At 45.1% G+C, this 18,915-nt stretch carries 19 protein-coding genes, 1 riboswitch and 1 other annotated feature; of the genes, 4 read left to right on the top strand and 15 right to left on the bottom strand.

Annotated features, from left to right (window positions below; all coding sequences use genetic code 11):
• Positions 1–76: 76 nt before the first annotated feature.
• The 9 genes from hisIE to ACQEXR_RS01630 all read right to left on the bottom strand — a co-directional run bounded on the left by hisIE (position 77) and on the right by ACQEXR_RS01630 (position 9,199).
• Positions 77–712, bottom strand: a complete 636-nt coding sequence (gene hisIE / locus ACQEXR_RS01670) for a bifunctional phosphoribosyl-AMP cyclohydrolase/phosphoribosyl-ATP diphosphatase HisIE (protein WP_331415893.1) — start codon at positions 710–712, stop codon at positions 77–79.
• Positions 709–1,482, bottom strand: a complete 774-nt coding sequence (gene hisF / locus ACQEXR_RS01665; protein ID WP_138970314.1) for an imidazole glycerol phosphate synthase subunit HisF — start codon at positions 1,480–1,482, stop codon at positions 709–711. The genes hisIE and hisF overlap by 4 nt, the downstream gene beginning before the upstream one ends.
• Positions 1,464–2,201 carry a 1-(5-phosphoribosyl)-5-[(5-phosphoribosylamino)methylideneamino]imidazole-4-carboxamide isomerase gene (gene hisA, locus ACQEXR_RS01660; RefSeq protein WP_427019658.1) on the bottom strand — a complete coding sequence of 246 codons (738 nt, stop codon included), beginning with the start codon at positions 2,199–2,201 and terminating at the stop codon, positions 1,464–1,466. Before hisA ends, hisF begins: the two co-directional genes overlap by 19 nt.
• 27 nt (positions 2,202–2,228) lie before the next feature.
• The gene (gene hisH, locus ACQEXR_RS01655) at positions 2,229–2,843 is read right to left on the bottom strand and encodes an imidazole glycerol phosphate synthase subunit HisH (protein WP_331415903.1); all 615 of its coding nucleotides are present in this window, start codon (positions 2,841–2,843) and stop codon (positions 2,229–2,231) included.
• Positions 2,844–2,853: 10 nt separating this feature from the next.
• The gene (hisB, locus tag ACQEXR_RS01650; protein ID WP_427019657.1) at positions 2,854–3,927 is read right to left on the bottom strand and encodes a bifunctional histidinol-phosphatase/imidazoleglycerol-phosphate dehydratase HisB; all 1,074 of its coding nucleotides are present in this window, start codon (positions 3,925–3,927) and stop codon (positions 2,854–2,856) included.
• Positions 3,928–3,985: 58 nt separating this feature from the next.
• Positions 3,986–5,026 (bottom strand): histidinol-phosphate transaminase, encoded by a 1,041-nt coding sequence (hisC, locus tag ACQEXR_RS01645; RefSeq protein ID WP_426950528.1) that lies wholly within the window; start codon positions 5,024–5,026, stop codon positions 3,986–3,988.
• Between the two features lie 10 nt (positions 5,027–5,036).
• On the bottom strand, positions 5,037–6,329 hold the full coding sequence (gene hisD / locus ACQEXR_RS01640) for a histidinol dehydrogenase (protein WP_426950527.1): 1,293 nt from the start codon (positions 6,327–6,329) through the stop codon (positions 5,037–5,039).
• Between the two features lie 5 nt (positions 6,330–6,334).
• Positions 6,335–7,231: an ATP phosphoribosyltransferase gene (gene hisG, locus ACQEXR_RS01635; RefSeq protein ID WP_138970308.1), complete on the bottom strand. Its 897-nt coding sequence runs from the start codon at positions 7,229–7,231 to the stop codon at positions 6,335–6,337.
• A 53-nt stretch (positions 7,232–7,284) separates the two neighbouring features.
• Positions 7,285–7,421 (bottom strand) — a sequence feature (His leader region).
• A 176-nt stretch (positions 7,422–7,597) separates the two neighbouring features.
• Complete coding sequence (locus ACQEXR_RS01630; RefSeq protein WP_427019656.1) at positions 7,598–9,199, bottom strand: Na+/H+ antiporter NhaC family protein; 1,602 nt, start codon at positions 9,197–9,199, stop codon at positions 7,598–7,600.
• Positions 9,200–9,312: 113 nt separating this feature from the next.
• A riboswitch (Lysine riboswitch) is annotated at positions 9,313–9,494 on the bottom strand.
• Positions 9,495–10,060: 566 nt separating this feature from the next.
• Here ACQEXR_RS01630 and ACQEXR_RS01625 point away from each other — a divergent pair.
• Complete coding sequence (locus tag ACQEXR_RS01625) at positions 10,061–10,468, top strand: H-NS family nucleoid-associated regulatory protein (RefSeq protein WP_427019655.1); 408 nt, start codon at positions 10,061–10,063, stop codon at positions 10,466–10,468.
• A 100-nt stretch (positions 10,469–10,568) separates the two neighbouring features.
• On the opposite strand, the gene ACQEXR_RS01620 is transcribed toward ACQEXR_RS01625, so the two are convergent.
• Together ACQEXR_RS01620 and ACQEXR_RS01615 are read right to left on the bottom strand one after the other, a co-directional pair.
• Positions 10,569–11,873, bottom strand: a complete 1,305-nt coding sequence (locus tag ACQEXR_RS01620) for an inosine/guanosine kinase (RefSeq protein WP_331415908.1) — start codon at positions 11,871–11,873, stop codon at positions 10,569–10,571.
• A 260-nt stretch (positions 11,874–12,133) separates the two neighbouring features.
• Positions 12,134–12,403, bottom strand: a complete 270-nt coding sequence (locus ACQEXR_RS01615) for a hypothetical protein (RefSeq protein ID WP_427019654.1) — start codon at positions 12,401–12,403, stop codon at positions 12,134–12,136.
• A 195-nt stretch (positions 12,404–12,598) separates the two neighbouring features.
• Between ACQEXR_RS01615 and mnmA the strand changes: the two genes are divergently transcribed.
• The 3 genes from mnmA (at position 12,599) to purB (ending at position 15,900) form a co-directional block, all read left to right on the top strand.
• Positions 12,599–13,735 carry a tRNA 2-thiouridine(34) synthase MnmA gene (gene mnmA, locus ACQEXR_RS01610; protein WP_138970303.1) on the top strand — a complete coding sequence of 379 codons (1,137 nt, stop codon included), beginning with the start codon at positions 12,599–12,601 and terminating at the stop codon, positions 13,733–13,735.
• Positions 13,736–13,763: 28 nt separating this feature from the next.
• On the top strand, positions 13,764–14,384 hold the full coding sequence (hflD, locus tag ACQEXR_RS01605) for a high frequency lysogenization protein HflD (protein WP_138970302.1): 621 nt from the start codon (positions 13,764–13,766) through the stop codon (positions 14,382–14,384).
• Between the two features lie 145 nt (positions 14,385–14,529).
• Positions 14,530–15,900, top strand: a complete 1,371-nt coding sequence (gene purB, locus ACQEXR_RS01600) for an adenylosuccinate lyase (protein WP_427019653.1) — start codon at positions 14,530–14,532, stop codon at positions 15,898–15,900.
• 186 nt (positions 15,901–16,086) lie between these two features.
• Here purB and ACQEXR_RS01595 read toward each other — a convergent pair whose 3' ends face one another.
• The 4 genes from ACQEXR_RS01595 to ACQEXR_RS01580 are packed head-to-tail and all read right to left on the bottom strand — an operon-like array spanning position 16,087 to position 18,901.
• The gene (locus tag ACQEXR_RS01595; protein WP_426950518.1) at positions 16,087–16,617 is read right to left on the bottom strand and encodes a DUF3833 domain-containing protein; all 531 of its coding nucleotides are present in this window, start codon (positions 16,615–16,617) and stop codon (positions 16,087–16,089) included.
• Positions 16,614–17,162, bottom strand: coding sequence for a chalcone isomerase family protein (locus ACQEXR_RS01590; RefSeq protein WP_138970299.1), 549 nt, complete (start codon positions 17,160–17,162; stop codon positions 16,614–16,616). Before ACQEXR_RS01590 ends, ACQEXR_RS01595 begins: the two co-directional genes overlap by 4 nt.
• Positions 17,116–17,637: a DUF2878 domain-containing protein gene (locus ACQEXR_RS01585; protein ID WP_427019652.1), complete on the bottom strand. Its 522-nt coding sequence runs from the start codon at positions 17,635–17,637 to the stop codon at positions 17,116–17,118. The genes ACQEXR_RS01590 and ACQEXR_RS01585 overlap by 47 nt, the downstream gene beginning before the upstream one ends.
• Before the next feature lie 16 nt (positions 17,638–17,653).
• Complete coding sequence (locus tag ACQEXR_RS01580) at positions 17,654–18,901, bottom strand: class I SAM-dependent methyltransferase (protein ID WP_427019651.1); 1,248 nt, start codon at positions 18,899–18,901, stop codon at positions 17,654–17,656.
• Positions 18,902–18,915: the final 14 nt, after the last annotated feature.

Genomic DNA, 18,915 nt, shown 5'->3' with positions numbered 1-18,915 from the left:
TCGATGACAAAAAAAGCCGCTTGTTCAGACTGCGGCTTTTTGTTTGACTTTTTTCGGTACGTCTATGTCGCCGAAACTACTTATGACGTTCCTTTAGTTTGTTGATGACGTCATTCATCGACAAGCCCTGATCTTGAAGCAGAACCATCAAGTGATAAATAAGATCTGCAGACTCACAGATTAACTCCGCCTTATCGCCCGACGTCGCCGCAAGCGCGACTTCAACGCCTTCTTCGCCCACTTTTTGCGAAATACGCTTGGTACCACGGGAATATAAGTGTGCAGTATAAGAAGACTCAGGGTCGGCGTCCTTGCGGGCAGCCAGTAGCTGCTCAAGTTGATGAAGCCACACCATTTGAGTCTCTTCTTGCTGATCGGCATCCCAACACGTTGTGGTTCCCGTGTGACAAGTTGGACCTATAGGATCGACTTTAACCAGTAACGTATCGTTGTCACAGTCAAGGGCAATATTCTTCAGTTGCAGAACATTTCCGGACGTTTCGCCTTTGGTCCATAGACGCTCTTTAGTTCGAGAAAAAAACGTCACCTGTCCCGTTTCCCCGGTTTTAGCCAACGCATCTTGATTCATGTAGCCCATCATAAGGACTTGGCTAGACTGAAAGTCCTGGACTATTGCTGGAACTAATCCATCCACCTTATCCCAATCAATTCTCTCTGCCAGTGTATTCACTTCCGCTGCGGTAAAACTCATAAACGCACCTCTACACCTTGTTGTTTCAGATACTGTTTTAGCTCACCAATGTTGATGACCTGCTTGTGGAATACCGAAGCCGCCAGCGCACCATCTACATTCGTTTTTTGGTATGCCTCAGCAAAGTGCTCCATTGCACCTGCGCCGCCGGAGGCAATCAGTGGTACTTTGCAAACTGCACGTACCATATTGAGTTGTTCCAAATCGTACCCGTTGCGAACACCATCTTGGTTCATCATATTCAATACGATTTCACCAGCACCACGCTGTTGTACTTCTTGTACCCAATCACGTGTTTCCCATTGAGTCGCTTTCGTACGCGCCTCATCACCCGTAAACTGATAAACCTGATACTTGCCTGACGCTTGGTCAAAGTAAGAGTCGATACCAACGACAATGCATTGTACGCCAAACTTATCCGCGAGATCGGTAATTAGCTGTGGATTCGCTAACGCCGGTGAGTTGATCGAGACCTTATCTGCGCCAAACTCTAATATGCGAGCGGCATCTTCGGCGGACTTAATGCCACCAGCGACACAGAAAGGAATATCAATCACTTCAGCCACTCGTTTAACCCAACTCTTGTCTACGACACGACCATCGCTCGAGGCAGTAATGTCATAAAAAACAAGTTCGTCGGCACCCTCTTCAGCATAACGCTGAGCAAGCGGTACAATGTCGCCGATGATTTCGTGATTACGAAACTGCACGCCCTTGACTACTTGCCCATCACGCACATCAAGACACGGAATTATTCGCTTTGCCAACATGCAAATGCCTCCTTTGCAGTAAACTTACCATCAAGCAGTGCTCGACCAACAATCACGCCTGCCACACCGCTGCCTTTCAGAGCTTCGATATCTGCAAGAGAACCAATACCACCGGATGACTGGAACTGAACTTGAGGGTACTGCTTACACAGATCAACGTAGAGTTCTACATTTGAACCTTCTAACGTACCATCACGCGAGATATCGGTACAAAGCACGTGTTTTAGCCCAACGGTTAGATAGTCATCGATAAGCGCCTCAATCGTGACACCTGAGTCTTCTTGCCAGCCAGAAATCGCGACCTTACGGACACCTTGTTCGTCAATATTGATGTCGAGTGCTAGAACAATTTTCTCCGCACCGTACTTTTCCATCCAACCCTTTACCAGCTCAGGCTGCTTAACCGCGGTTGAACCGACTACAACGCGTTGTGCACCCGCTTCTAGCAGATCAACCACATCCTGCTCACAGCGCACGCCACCGCCAATCTGAATGCTCGCTGGCGTACTAGCCAGTAATTTGGCAATCAAATCCAGTTGGCGTGCTGTTGTATCTTTCGCACCAGTCAAGTCAACAAGGTGAAGCCAATCCGCGCCTGCCTTGTGATAGAGGTTGAACTGTTCGGCCGGATCGACTTTGTATTCTGTTACTTGGCCGTAATCCCCTTGATATAAGCGAACTACCTGCCCTTCAATTAAATCTAATGCTGGAATAATCACTAAACTATTTCCCTTTGATTCTTTAAATTACAGCTCTAAAAAGTTCTGAATAAGCTTCGAACCGGCTTTAGATGAGCGTTCTGGGTGGAACTGCACACCATAGTAATTGCCACTTTGAACCGCAGCGGTAAACGGATTACCGTAATCGCATTGTGCGATGGTGTATTCACCAACAGGCATGGCGAAACTATGGACGAAGTAAAAGTATTCTCCCTCTTCGATACCTCTAAATAGAGGGTGATCGGGTTTGGCTTTCACCGTATTCCAGCCCATATGAGGCAGTGGCAGATCACCAGTGTCCATCAGTCGGACTTCACCTTGACAAAGGCCAAGACACTCAACGATTTCGTCTGCTTTTTGGCCTTTTTCTTGCGAAAACTTACCTAAAAGCTGCATCCCTAAGCAAATTCCGAGCAGAGGCCTTTCTACCTGTTTAACCAGCTCAATTAGGTTGCGCTCCTCAAGGTTTTTCATTGCTTCGCTCGCCGTGCCTACACCTGGCAGAAACAGCTTATCTGCGGCCAAAACGACTTGAGGATCTTTCGATATGCTCACTTGGTAGCCGAGACGTTCAATGGCAAATCTCACTGAAGAGACATTGGCACAACCGGTATCAATAATGACAACTTTCTGATCTGTCATAACTCTATCCTTACAATACGCCTTTGCTGCTTGGTAACTCTGTGCCTTCTACCTTAATCGCTTGACGAAGCGTGCGACCAAAGGCTTTAAACAGACTCTCAATGATGTGGTGGTCGTTGTCACCGGCTGATGAAAGGTGCAAAGTACAAGCTAATGTGTCAGTCAATGAACGGAAGAAGTGAACGACCATCTCTGTCGATAAGTCACCAACCTGTTCACGGCTAAACTGGGCATCAAATTTAAGATATGGACGACCCGATAGGTCCAGAGCACATTGAGCTAAACATTCGTCCATTGGTAAACTAAAGCCAAAACGGCCAATACCACGTTTATCACCCAGAGCATCTTTCAGCGCCTGTCCTAAAGCTAAAGCGGTATCTTCAATGGTGTGGTGATCATCAATATGCAGATCGCCTTCAACCTGACAATTCATTTGGAAACCGCCGTGTGTAGCGATTTGATCCAGCATATGGTCGAAGAAACCTAATCCGGTAGAGATCTGGTTTCCACCTTGCTCATCCAGATTTACTTTGACTTTGATATCTGTTTCCTTCGTCGTACGAACCACTTCTGCGACACGAGCTTTTACCGTCAAGTCCTTGAGGATCTGCTTCCAGCCCATCGTTTCCGGGTTGTATAGAATACCGCGAATAGCCATGTTTTCAGCCAATTGCAAGTCTGTGTGACGATCGCCAATAACAACGGAGTTCTGGAAATCAACCTTACCGCCCTGCAAATACTCTTTAACCATGCCTAGCTTAGGCTTACGACATGAACAGTTGTCTTCTTCGAAGTGAGGGCAGATAAGAACGTCATCAAACTTGACGCCTTGCGACTCGAAAATGTCCATCATCATATTGTGCGGTGCATCGAAATCTTGTTGCGGATAGCTGTCCGTCCCTAACCCATCTTGGTTAGTCACCATAACTAAGCGATAGCCTGCTTCTTGTAGCGACAGCAGACTAGGAATAACAAATGGTTCAAGCTTCAATTTGTCTAAACGATCCACTTGGAAATCAACCGGCGGCTCAACAATTAAGGTGCCATCACGATCAATAAAAAGGATTTTTTGCTGTTTACTCACGGGAACTTCCTTATTTCAAAATGGTTGGCAGCCGCAATCAGCCGCTGCCAATGATGCTTTAGTTATAATAATTTCTGATAAATCCGAGTGTCTTTTCACACTCATCACGGCTACCGATGCTGATTCGGACACAATTTTCAATTGGCGAATTACGTAAAATAATGCCTCGGTCCCAAGCGGCTTTAAATAGCGCATCACCATCAGGGAATTTCACTAATAAGTAGTTACCCCAACCTTCGAATATTTCTAGACCATGGATCATCGACAAACCAACCTGTAAGTAGGCGCGATTGGCATTGAGGTCCAATACCTGAAACTTAGCGCGTGCCAGGCCAGCTTCGGACAGAGCCTGAGTGGCGATTTCCGCGACAGGAATTGGCACTGGATAAGGCGCGATGACCTTGAGTAACACATTAATTAGTTCTTCGTTAGCGAGTGTAAAACCACAGCGAAGCCCAGCTAAGGCAAACGCTTTAGACAAAGTGCGTAAAATCGCCAAGTTCGGGTATTGCTCTAACAGTCCGACGGTGGATGCCTCTGGACAAAAATCAATATAGGCTTCATCCATAACCACGATGGCTTTGTCTTTAGTCATTTCAAGTAAAGTGATGATATCTTCACGCTTGACTAGGTTGCCAGTCGGGTTATTCGGGCTACATACAAACACCAGCTTAACGTTTTCAAGGTTTTGTTCGATACCTTGTAAATCAAGCTGCCAATCCTGTGTCAGTGGAACTGTTTTGCGCTCAACACCGATAGTTTCAGCACTGATTGCATACATGCCATAGGTTGGAGGGCAATAGAGGATCGCATCCTCGCCCGGTTCACAAAACGCTCTAACGAGCAATTCGATACCTTCATCGGCACCACGCGACGTGAGTGTTTGCTCTGGTTTCACACCTGCGTATGCGGCATAAGCTGCGATCAGTTCTTTTGGCTGGCATTCGCTGTACCGGTTTAGGCGAGCGAAATCCGTTTTGTATTCATTATTAAACGGTGACTCATTGGCATTCAGCCATACATCCCCTGTCCCGCCAATGCGACGCGCAGAGAGATAAGGAGTGAGTTGTTGAATCTGTTTACGTGCTAGCTTTTCCATTGTCTCTACCTTACGCCTTTGCCAATTTTTCTACGCGAATTGTCACCGCTCTTTTGTGAGCATCTAGCCCTTCGGCTTCGGCCATAGTCACGACGGTTGGAGCAAGATTGATTAATCCTTCAGCAGACAGCTCTTGCACTGTCATGCGCTTAGAAAAGTCCGCTAAGCCGAGACTAGAATAAGTACGTGTGTAACCGTAAGTCGGTAATACGTGGTTAGTACCAGAGGCATAATCGCCCGCCGATTCTGGTGACCAATTACCCAAGAAAATAGAGCCTGCATTGTCAAGTAATGGCAGTAATTCTCTCGGCTGTTTGGTTTGTACTATTAAGTGCTCTGGACCGTAGTAGTTTGAAATCGATACCGCCTGAGTAATCGAGTCCGCGATAATAACCAAGCTTGAAGCCAAGGCTTTTTCTGCAATATCGGCACGTGACAACTGCTTCAACTGACGTTGTACAGCATCGATGACTTGATCGGCGATAATAGGTGATGGTGTCACAAGAACCACCTGAGAGTCTGGACCGTGTTCAGCCTGACTGAGCAGATCGGCGGCGATAAAGTCTGGCTCAGCTGTGTCATCTGCAATGACAAGTACTTCTGATGGTCCAGCAGGCATATCAATCGCAGCGCCACGGAAGTCGTTGCTCACCTGACGCTTCGCTTCCGTCACGTAAGCATTACCTGGGCCAAAAATCTTGTCTACTTTAGACACAGATTCGGTGCCGTAAGCCATCGCAGCGATCGCTTGGCCACCACCAACGTTATACACCTCATCAATACCACACAGTCTTGCGACATAGAGGATCTCATCCGCAATTGGCGGCGGTGAACATAACACCACTTTTCGACAACCTGCGATCTTTGAAGGAACGCCAAGCATTAATACCGTAGAAGGGAGTGGCGCACTTCCACCTGGGATGTATAAGCCGACCTTCTGGATTGGACGAGTGACTTGTTCACACAATACACCAGGTTGAGTTTCAACTTTAATTGGTTGCGGCTTTTGCGCTTTGTGGAACTTGGCAATATTAGAATAAGCTTGATTCAGAGCTTGCTTCATCGCATCCGTTAGACGATCACACGCTGCTTCAATTTCTTGCTCAGACACACGAATAGACTCGGGCTTAACGCCATCAAATTTTTCGGTCAGTTCGACCAAGGCTGCATCACCACCTGTGCGAACCTTTGCAATCACATCAGAGACGGCGGCAGTAATGTTTGCACCTTCAGTAATCGCTGGACGCTCTAAAATCGAGTCCTGCTGAGATTCACTTAGCGATTGCCAGACAACTGTTCTCATGGTTGTTACCCCATCATTTTTTCGATTGGAAGGACAAGGATTGAGCTCGCACCCAGCTCTTTTAGCTGTTCCATTGTTTCCCAGAACAAGTTCTCTGTACTCACAAGGTGAACGGCAACTTTGTTTATCTCGCTTGATAGTGGTAGAACTGTTGGATCTTCCGCACCTGGAAGTAGCGCTTTGATTTTATCGAGTTTGTCTGTCGGCGCGTGCAGCATGATGTACTTAGACTCTTTTGCCTGTTGAACACCCTGCATACGAGTGAGCAGCTTTTCAATAAGCGCCTGCTTTTCAGCATCAAACTCACCAACACGTTGGATAAGCGTCGCTTTAGATTTGAAAATAATTTCTGCTTCTTTGAGACCATTGGCTTCCAACGTCGCGCCTGTCGATACCAAGTCGGCAATCGCGTCAGCCAAACCCGCTCGTGGCGCTACCTCAACAGAGCCAGTCAGCATACACGTTGAAAAAGGCACGCCCTGCTCGTCCATGTAGGCTTTAAGCAATTGTGGGTATGTGGTCGCGATACGTTTGCCCGCTAAATCTTGTGGACCGTTGTACTGAGCATCTTTGTCGATGGCGATAGATAGGCGGCAACCACCAAAGTCTAAGCGACGCAGTTGGACGAAGTCACATGGTTCACCCAGCGCTTTACGGTCAAGACGCACTTCTTCCAGTTCGTTTTCACCGATAAAACCAAGATCAACCACACCGTCCATAATAAGGCCAGGAATGTCATCGTCACGAACAAGCAACAGGTCAATCGGCATATTTAGTGAGTGAACCACAAGACGCTCACCCATGATATTGAATTTAACGCCGCACGTTTTTAGTAGAGTCTGACACTCTTTACTTAGGCGACCTTTCTTTTGGATTGCAATTCTTAGGCGTTGTGTTTGCATGACATTTTCCCTGTGCAAATATTTGAAATCGATAAACTTTTCAAGACTGTAAAACTGAAAAACCCTCGGAAGAGTTGGTCTCCCGAGGGTTCTAAATCTTGTAGTTTGCGATATTAGCCTCCGGGAGTTTCCTGTCTCCCGGGTATGCGTGCATCTCCCGAAAGACTAGACTGGGTGATGGTGATGATGAATATTCATGACTAAATTACGCATACTTAATAAGCTCTTCTGTTTCGCTTTGTTGTTATCCACACTAACTAAGCTATCAACATTTTTCAACCATTTATTTAAACTTTTTTCATTTTGTCATATACAAATAAAAAGGGAGCCGAAGCTCCCTTTAAATTTTTCGTTCAAATGATGTGGTTATGCGTTGTGGCAATTTGCCATTTTCGATTTAGACAATACCGAAAGAAGCACACAAATCGCGACGAAAGCAATCGAAGAAACCGCAAATGAAAGTCCAATTGAAGCAGTCATACCTAAGGTAACAAAGCCAATACACGAGACCGCCGCCACCGCCAGTGCATAAGGTAGCTGAGTGGATACGTGATCGATATGGTTACAACGCGCACCTGTAGACGACAGAATTGTGGTATCAGAGATTGGAGAACAGTGGTCACCGAATACCGAACCAGCAAGTACTGCACTTAGCATTGGCAGCATCAGCGCCAGATCCGTTGCACCAGCCATATCACCCGCAATTGGAAGCATGATACCGAACGTACCCCATGAGGTACCTGTCGAGAATGCCATTAAGCCAGATAGCAGGAACAAGATCACTGGTAACCAATGTGGGTTGATATTGCCTTGTGCAAGAGTCGAAAGGTACTTACCCGTGTTCATATCACCAATAACAGAGCCAATCGTCCACGCAAACACTAGAATAAGGATTGCACCAAACATTGATTTCGCACCAATCCAAAGCGTACGTGAGATTTCGCCCATCGCAATGCCCTGCTTAACCACGGTGAATAGTGCAAACGCAAGCCCGACTAAACCACCGTAGATAAGAGAGGTACCGACATCGGTATTCTCAAACGCACCCAGCAGATTAAATTCGACACCATCAGCAGCCAACGCTTGGCCACCGGTGTAAAGCATTGAAGCAACAGTTGCGATGATCAGGAATACAATTGGCAAGATCAAATCTAATACTTTACCGCCTTCGCTCTCGCGAATATCCAGCTCTTCATTCAACTCATGCGCTTCTTGGCTATCTTCAGCTTGTTCTGCGCTAAACCCATGTCCACGCGATGCTGCAATCTCATGCTCACGCATTTTACCAATGTCTAAGCCAAACCAAGCTACCGCAAACACCATTAGCAGTGCAAAAATCGCGTAGAAGTTCATTGGAATCAGACGTACATACGCACCAAGCGCAGAGTATTCAGTGATGCCATGAGAAACAAGAATGCCACCGATGATCGTCATGATGTAGGCACCCCAGCTCGAAGCCGGCATGATCACACACATAGGTGCTGCGGTTGAATCGAGGATATATGCCAGTTTCGCTCGTGATACGTAAAAACGATCCGTCACAGGACGAGAGATGGCACCTACCGCCAAGCTGTTAAAGTAATCATCAACAAAAATGAAAACGCCTAAAAAAGCAGCCAGTAATTTTGAGCCACGTTTACTCTTAACACGTGTTTGTGCCCACTCAGCAAAAGCACGAGTTCCGCCGGAAAGCGTCAGCAATGCAGTCATCATACCCAACAGGATAAGGAAACCAACAATGCTCATATTCCAAACGTTTAAGCCACCATCTTCGACAAAAACACTAAATACCGTTGAATCGACGTAACCCATCGTATTTGATGCATCATAGTCATTTAGTAAGATAGCGCCAAGTAAGATACCGACACCGAGTGATACCAAAACGCGGCGCGTTACGATAGCAAGACTCAAAGCCACTAATGGTGGCAAGAGAGAAATAGGAGATGATGCAAAATCAATTAAATTCATGATCTTCAAAAACCAGTAATAAATGGTTAGAGATCTACTGCAGACTAATTGAAGGAAATCATTTCCTAACAATTAAGTGAAATTAGCGACGAGCAAGCGAATGCTTAACCCAGCCCTACAGTAGCGCTCCATAGTTTTACAAATTATAGACTATGGCAGTGTTACCCCTTTCGGGTGCAACCCCAGCAAGCATCGTTGATATGAATACTCACTTCGGCGAAATAACCTTTCCTGTTTGTTCATTGGCATCACCCCAACAAACATTACTGATTTATTCCGCGCCTCTACCGCGATGTGTAAAATATTAAACTACCGAAAAGTCAATTTAACAATAATTTAACCCGACAATCGCATTAGGTTCCAGCCATTGTACTTAACCTGAGAGTCGATTCAACATATTATTCGATTTTATTGTTAATTTGTCCCATTCGAAGCGACTGACTAAGATTCCATGACGGATGAATAGTCATCCGGTTTAATAGTCACTACTATTTAGCCGGTAATAATAGATGCGCAGGGAAAACAAGCTGACCCTATATGGTCTTTATTGACTCTGGTTAACATACCCACATTAACAACGTGTATATATGTCTAAAGGTTAAAACAGTAACAACCCTACAATTAATAGGATTGATATATAGCTCTTCCCATATTGATATGAAACTGTAATAACAGTAACTCTGTCGTAATTTAATTAATCAGATTTACGACTCTATTTCGCTCTTCGCTTTTTAATTCATTGAGACAGCAACACCGAAACATCCGCTGTTTTTTTATATTTTTTATTGCAGAAGATTGTATTATTTAAATTTGAAGTTTATGATTCATTTATCGACAACTTATATACGAAGAGACGAATTAATGTCGGAACTAACTAAAACACTATTAAACATCCGTAGCCTACGTGCTTTCGCACGTGAACTAACACTAGAGCAACTTGAAGAAGCGCTAGATAAATTAACGACTGTTGTTAGCGAACGTAAAGAAACAGAAGAAGCTGAACGTGCACAAGCTGCTGAACAAGAAGCGAAGCTAGCAGCAATTGCGGAGCAAATTGCAAGCGATGGTATCGACGTTAAAGCATTAATTTCTGCACTTACCGGTGAAACTAAAGGCAAAGCGAAATCTAAGCGCGCTCCTCGTCCTGCAAAATATAAGTTCACTGACAGCACAGGCCAAGAGAAAACATGGACAGGTCAAGGTCGTACGCCTTCTGCAATTCAAGAGCTATTAGACGCTGGTAAATCTCTAGACGATTTCCTAATCTAATCGGTCAACGTTTGTTACAAGCAATTAAAAAAGCGCCCATTGGGCGCTTTTTTATCGCTAACAAACCTCACTCGAGTGAGGTTTGTTATTTATTCGTTGATTAACGTTCCCAATACGCTTCTTCCAAGCTATCTTCACGCTCAGGTAAACCACGAGACAAACGCGGTGAATGCTGAACTAAAACTTCATAACTCGCTCGGTTAGAATACTTACAAACTTGTGAGAAAGAGGAGTAAGTCAAATATGAATACGCATGTTTACTTGAGTTAGGCACGTTTTTTTTGTGGTACTTATTTGCCGCCATATCATGCAACAACGCCGATAGTGCTGCATCCCCCGCTCCGTTGGTATTTTTGATTTTTTCCGGACCACCCATATATGGCGAAATATGAGAGTAAACTCTAATTGGATTCTCACATAAGTCTTTTGAAGCTGGTCGGCTAAATTCATAACGGTTGAATTCTGCAATACTACCAGGAAGAAGAGGCAAAGACGTTTCACGTTTAGCTGAATCCTCAGTGTAACCAGCCATAAATAGACCAACAGGACCCGCAGTACATAATACTAAATCAACCCATTCCAGAGTTTTATCTGACGCCGCTAGAGGATCAGACTCACCCGTTAACGCTTCTGCTTCATCTTCATTCATTGCAACGACACTAACGTGATCACGTAAGAAATCCTGCCAGAATTGAGGATCGTCTTGAATCACAAACTTAGTTCCAAGTGTCAGTACGACCGGCACTTCATATTTCTTAGCGTATTCAATCGCTCTCATCGTCGCTTCAGGCATCGGATCGCCCTCTTTACAACGAACTAAATAAGCGGTGAGTACAAGAGCCGAAGCATTTTTAAAGATTTTTTCTGGAATACTATCAGGATGAAGTTGGTTCATCTGACCTTCACTAATAGCAAAAGTACGTTCACCATCTTCAGTAATAAGAGCAAAACAGCGGCCAATTGCACCATCAACACCTTGCAGATAATTGAGATCCATTCGGCTAGAGGTATTACATAGGTAGCGGTAGCCATAACTACCAATTTTAATATCCTGGATCATTACACCCAGCAGTGTTGAACGATCATCCGCTAAGACTGAGTAATTATGAAGCGTATTACCGATGGTACCACCAGCGTATTCATTGGTGATAAGTTGGCTTTCTTTCAACTCGTTATATAACGCTTCAGCTGTCTCATCATCAATAACCAGTGAGTGCCCCTTACTCAGCTTATATTTATCAATCAACTCGCTGTTTACTTTCGCTTCAATATCTACCAAGGTTTGATCGATACCAATAATGTGCGTACGCGACATTTTTTTGCTTTCTTGTGATTGAGTCACAAGCGGATCGCGAGCGTGAACAGGAAAGTAATGCTTCGATTTGCGTTGACCAGGAAATTTCATATTGATGATTCTGAATAAGGGATGAAAGGATGCCGGATTCTACCTCGCCCTTTTTAGCGCGGCAACTAGAGGAATTATAGCAAACGTTTGCAATCGTAATTAAATCTGAGGCGATTTAGTACGTATTAAATAAGAAGGGATTTTCATCAACAAAGTGGCTGATTGTTGCTACTTCGAGCACATTCGCTCTCCGTTCCCAAACAGAATGTCAGATCTCACATTCAATTTCACTGAGACCTGATCAAATGTGATATGACGGATTACTCGCCTTCTATAAAGCTTAGATCCGGTAAACTTGCTAGATTTTCAGCGTAACGCTTTAGGTTGAACTCACCGTCGTTTTTCATGACATCATAAATCTCAATAGCCACGGCACAAGCCATCATGGCAATGGCGTCTTCACGGGAGGTGCCTGTCATCATCAAACGCATCAAAGTCTCTTTGACTTTAATTGGGTTTCCATCCTCTAGCTGATTTTCAATCACCTCAATCAATTGTTGCTCTTCGATGATTTGGTTCTGGTCGCTCATTTCAGTTGCTCTGTGTAACTTGAATTTCTGCAACTATGCCATATATAGATTCTCTATACTCAATTATTCTCAGGTTTCAGTCAGTGATTGAGGGGAAATTGACCAAAATCGAAGTGTGAGTTCGATCTCGGATCTGTCCCCTTGCTATGCTTTCTGATAAAATCTGCCTCCAGTTTATTTAAGTGGTGTTTAGTAATGTCTGACAACTGTACTGATAACAGTCAAAAGAAAGTCATCGTTGGCATGTCCGGCGGTGTGGATTCATCCGTTTCTGCTTATCTTCTCAAGCAACAGGGCTATCAAGTTGAAGGCCTATTCATGAAAAACTGGGAAGAGGATGACAATGAAGAGTACTGTACAGCAGCTGAAGACCTTGCAGACGCGCAAGCAGTGTGCGACAAACTAGGCATCCACCTACACACCATTAACTTTGCAGCGGAATACTGGGACAACGTGTTTGAGTATTTCCTAGCTGAATACAAAGCAGGCCGCACGCCAAACCCAGATATCTTGTGTAATAAAGAGATCAAATTCAAAGCATTCCTCGAATTTGCTGATGAAGTTCTTGATGCTGATTACATCGCTATGGGTCATTACGTTCGCCGTACGTTCCCGACGGCTGAAGAGCTTGCAGCAGGTGAAAAACCTAAAATGCTGCGCGGCCTAGACAGCAACAAAGATCAAAGTTACTTCCTCTATACGCTAAGCAGCGATCAAGTGGCACGCAGCCTATTCCCTGTTGGTGAGTTAGAAAAGCCTGAAGTTCGCCGTATTGCAGAAGAACAAGATCTGATCACCGCGAAGAAAAAAGATTCCACGGGTATCTGCTTTATTGGTGAACGTAAGTTTACCGATTTCCTAGGTCGTTACTTACCTGCTCAACCAGGCGATATAGAAACACCTGAAGGTAAAGTGATTGGCAAGCACAATGGCCTGATGTATCACACTCTTGGCCAGCGTAAAGGTCTGCACATTGGTGGTCAGAAAGGCGGCGGCGGTAATGAAGACCCATGGTTCGTTGGCGAAAAAGATCTCAAACGCAACGTTCTTATCGCGGTGCAGGGTAAAGATCACCCAATGTTGAAGTCTCAAGGACTTATCGCTTCCCAATTGCACTGGGTTGATCGTGAAGCGATTAAAGAACCGTTACAATGCACTGTGAAAACTCGCTACCGTCAAACAGATATCCCATGTACTATCATCCCTATTGATGATGAGAACATCAAAGTCATCTTCGACGAGCCGCAAATTGCGGTGACACCGGGACAATCTGCTGTTTTCTATCAAGGTGAAGTCTGCTTAGGTGGCGGCATCATCGAAGAGCGAATTTAATTTATCTTAATCATTGGAGTAGAATTACGTGGCTAACACACTTTATGACCGCACTATCGCATTTGCTGGAATCTGCCAAGCTGTTGCTTTGGTTCAACAAGTCGCTAAAAACGGTCACTGTGACTCTGACGCGTTTGAAACTTCATTAAAAGCGATCTTAAACACTAACCCTGCAAATACGGTCAGTGTTTATGGTCGTGAAGTCGATTTGAAGCTGGGGCTAGAATGTTTGGTCAAAGGAATCGATAGCACCCCTTCTGGCAGTGAGATTACCCGTTACATCATTAGTTTGATGGCATTAGAGCGCAAGCTTCAAAGCCGTAACGATGCGATGTCACAGCTCGGCGACCGTATCCAAATGCTCGAACGCCAACTCGATCACTTTGATTTACTCGACGAACAGATGCTGAGTAACCTTGCCAGCGTCTATCTTGATGTCATTAGCCCAGTGGGGCCTCGCATTCAAGTAACGGGGACACCTTCTGTGCTGCAACAGACTACAAATCAACATAAAGTTCGAGCTCTGCTGTTGTCTGGCATTCGCAGCGCGGTACTATGGAGACAAGTGGGCGGTAAGCGTCGTCACCTCATCTTTGGACGAAAAAAGATGGTAGAACAAGCACAGATCCTACTTGCGAGAATGTCATAATTAATTCCCAGCTCGTGCCTTAGCGCGAGCTGTTTCTTTATACCAAAATAAACCCCGCGCAAACGTTTGCGCAATATTCGTGACAAATCACTAAGATGCTGGTATAAAGCTCACAAAATTTCGAAACTCAATTCAGGAGAACATCATGGAACTGTCAGCATTGACTGCTGTTTCACCAGTAGACGGTCGTTACGGAAGTAAAACTATTGCACTTCGCAGCATCTTTAGTGAGTTTGGTCTACTAAAGTACCGCTCTATCGTTGAAATCCGCTGGTTACAAAAGCTAGCAGCTACAGATGCCATCGCAGAAGTCCCTGCATTCAGTGCAGAAGCCAATCAGTTCCTAGATGACCTAGCCGCAAATTTCTCTGAAGAAGATGCCGCTCGTATCAAAGAGATCGAACGCACAACAAACCATGACGTTAAAGCGGTTGAATACTTTCTGAAAGAGAAAGTTGCCGGCGTTCCTGAGCTACACGCAGTAAATGAGTTCATTCACTTCGCATGTACATCAGAAGATATCAACAACACCTCTCACGCTCTAATGCTGAAAGAAGCTCGCGACGAAGTTATTCTTCCTGAAATCAAAAACATCATCGACGCGATTAAAGCTCTTGCTGTTGAATACCGTGATATTCCACTACTGTCACGTACACACGGCCAGCCAGCTTCTCCATCAACCATGGGTAAAGAGATGGCAAACGTTGCGTACCGTATGGAACGTCAATACAAGCAGATCGCTAACGTTGAAATCCTAGCAAAAATCAACGGTGCTGTCGGCAACTACAACGCTCACCTATCCGCTTACCCTGAGCTAGATTGGCACACATTCTCCGAAGAGTTCATCACTGAGTCGCTGGGTGTGACTTGGAACCCTTACACAACTCAGATCGAGCCACACGACTACATCGCTGAACTGTTTGATGCGGTTGCGCGTTTTAACACCATCCTAATCGACTTCGATCGTGACGTATGGGGCTACATCGCACTCGGTCACTTCAAACAAAAAACCGTTGCTGGTGAGATTGGTTCGTCAACGATGCCACACAAAGTTAACCCAATTGACTTTGAAAACTCTGAAGGCAACCTAGGTCTAGCGAATGCTGTATTCGGTCACCTAGCACAAAAACTGCCTATCTCTCGCTGGCAGCGTGACCTAACGGACTCAACAGTACTACGTAACCTAGGTGTTGGTGTTGGCTATGCAATCATCGCTTACACGTCTACTCTAAAAGGCATCAGCAAACTCGAAGTTAACCGTGAAGCACTACTAGCAGAACTGGACAAGAACTGGGAAGTTCTAGCTGAACCTGTACAAACTGTGATGCGTCGCTACGGTATCGAAAAACCATACGAGAAGCTTAAAGAGTTAACTCGTGGTAAACGTGTAGATGGTGAAACAATGCGTCGCTTTATCGACGGTCTTGAACTTCCTGAGCACGAAAAAGCACGTCTTAAAGAGATGACGCCAGCAAACTACATCGGTCAAGCGATTGAGCTGACAGACAAGCTGTAAGTATCGAGTATCGAGTAGTGAGAGGGTTGGCGTTAAGGCGTCAACCCTTTTTATTTTGGTGAGCTGGATTATTATCTCGCTTTAGGAACGAGTCCTGTCGACACCTTCAAGACCAAAAGTTGGATCATTTTTCTACCAACACCCACTGCCAGTAGGGTGAAGCCCGAGCCAGTTATCCACAACTGTTTATTGCTTCTGGAAAAACAGGGTGATCGTGCCTACCTCAATGCCAAACTTTTTGATTTTGGTAAGGTTGAACACATGTTTGTCATCTTGTCTGTATAACCAATCATCGAAGGTCACCACCACCGTTGATTGTTCCATCTTCAATTCAAAATCATACTGCCATTGCAGAGCATTACCAACTTCTCGTCCTGTGGCAACACCAATAATGTCGTCGGCACGCCCTTGGTATTGACCACCACCAACCCGCTCGATTGACCAGATTCTCTGCGATGTCTCTCCGTCATCAAACACGAAATCTTCAACTAAGGTCAGCACATTGCCCGCTACGCTCCCTTTGATGTTAACTTCGAAACGCCGCGTCTGTTTACTGGAGTAGTCCTGCACCATTCCCCAAGCCGTCGACTCTCCCTGAAAATACTCGAACAGGTCAAATTTAGGTTGAGTGGATTGGTAATCATCCAATTCCGCCGCACAGCCTAGTAAAAACAGGATTACCAGAGTGGCGATAGCCGCACGTAGCTGAGTTATCATTGTGCTCTCCCAATCAGACGCTCTCTCAAGCTAGGATATTCAGTATCGGGCGAGAGCCAAATAGCCAAAAATGCATCATTAAGCTGTTCTTCTTCTATCACACCGATGAGCTTAATGCTCGCTTGCTGCTCAGAGAAATAAAACTGTCCCTGAACACCATCTGTTACATATGTCAAACTGTGTCCCTTCTTGATATTCGGGAAGATACTCGCTAAATGCTCTGCCCATTGCTGGGTTTGTGTTGCTTGGTAGCCGAGCTTTTGCCATTGTTCTAGCGTCGCATCGATCAATTGCTGTTGTGAAATCTCTCTTTGGTAGGTGATAGATAGTGCCAAAGGATGCGGGGTAATATCAGGGTCAAGTGTATATCGCCCACTCGGTGTAAGAAGCTGAGAGTGGTAAATATCAAAGAAAAGCATGGTAAGTTGCGCTTGTCCTACCTTTGACCAATTGCGCCAATCTTGTTCCACCCTGTCAGAGACAACAGAAGCCAACGCACTAGCTGTCACTACTAGATAAGTGACGAGTATCAGGATGATTTTCATATCCGTACACCTTAAAAATCAATAAGACCATAATGGTCCACTCAATTAACAAGATGCCTGCTGTTAACACTATCGGCAATCCGAAAGTCACCGCGTTAAGCTTCTCACCGGCACTGTAACTGAGTGCTCCACCAATTCCACCTATGACTGATACGATAGATAATGGGTATTGGCTCACTACCGGATATAAAAAATAGCAGTACCAGGCAAAAATAACCCATAGAGAGACTAACCATAACGGAAGGTACCCTTGCTCAAAATGCAAGAGTCCTAACGCCATATTAACCGAGTCTACGCTGATGCCCACTGCCACAATCACCGCGAGCTTTTTCCAAGCAAATTCGCTACGCAAAGCGGTGATTAAGAGAGTGAAGGTGACTAACAACAACGTCAGCCAATGCCATGATGTTTGCCCAATAACAGCCACGAACCAGATAACCTGGAACCAAGTTGAGATGAGTATGAGACGCTTCATCAGCTCACTCTCTTTGTTAAGGACGTTGGAACGTCATGTGCACTGTACTGATCGATTTTGCTCGGAATCCGCCTTCACAATAGCAGAAGTAATAGTTCCACATGCGAATGAAACGTTCATCAAATCCGAGTTTATAAACCTGTTCTTGCGCAGCATTGAAACGCTCATACCAGTGACTAAGCGTGCGTGCGTAGTCCTGTCCTATGTCAAACAGATCTCTTAGTACCAAGTCACTATGCTTAGTGGTGGCTTGAGTTAAAGCGGTGATTGAAGGAAGAAAACCACCCGGAAAGATATACTTCTGGATAAAGTCAACGTTGTTGCTGTAGTAGTCATAACGTTGATCTGCAATGGTAATTGCTTGTATCGCCATCAGACCACCAGGTTTGAGTAACGATTGGCACTTCTGAATGTACGACGTCAAAAACTGTTTACCAACCGCTTCAATCATTTCGATCGAGACCAGCTTGTCAAATTCACCTTCAAGCAAACGATAGTCTTTCTTAAGTAACGTGATTCTATCGGTCAAGCCTTTCGCCTCTATGGCCTGTTTCGCATATTGGTATTGCTGCTCCGAAATCGTCGTTGTCGTAACATGGCAGCCATATGTTTGCGCCATATAGATCGCCATTGCCCCCCAACCTGTGCCGATTTCGATAACGCTATCGTTCGCTGTCAGCTTGAGTTGCTGACACAAACGCTCCATCTTGTTGATTTGCGCGTGCTCTAAAGAGTCACTGTCATCGTTAAACACAGCAGACGAGTAGAGCATTCTTGGGTCAAGAAATGTTTGGTAAAGGTCATTGCTCAGGTCATAGTGCGCTTCGATGTTTTTGGCTGAATTGGCCACCGTATTTCTGTTTAACCAATGGCTGACTTGATAAGTAAGCTTGGACAACAAACTAGAACGGCTCTCTATCGAGTCTAACGCTGACAAGTTGAGTGCCATCAACTCCATCAGTTGAGTAAGGTTAGGGCTATCCCACCAACCATCCATGTATGCCTCACCCGCAGCAATACTGCCCCCCTTGAGCAAACGGGCATAAAAGGCCGGATTCTTTACTTCTATGATAGCGCTGGGTTGACCTTCTTTAGGCTTGCCAAACTGCTCTCTTACGCGCAGTGCTGGTTCATCACTAAATGATTCAATCACAGTTAAAGAACCAACTTGTAGCTTGCAGAGACAAGAAAATGCGATATTTCGGGCTGTTTTTTGTACTGAACTTAACTGAACAGGCAAAGCCAGTGTCTGTGAGTTAATCATGTCATCGGTTCCTT

The organism is Vibrio sp. TRT 2004 (genome assembly GCF_050113735.1).
GTDB lineage: Bacteria > Pseudomonadota > Gammaproteobacteria > Enterobacterales > Vibrionaceae > Vibrio.
Note: the sequence above shows the minus strand (reverse complement) of the source record. Positions and strands in the feature narration are given on the sequence as shown.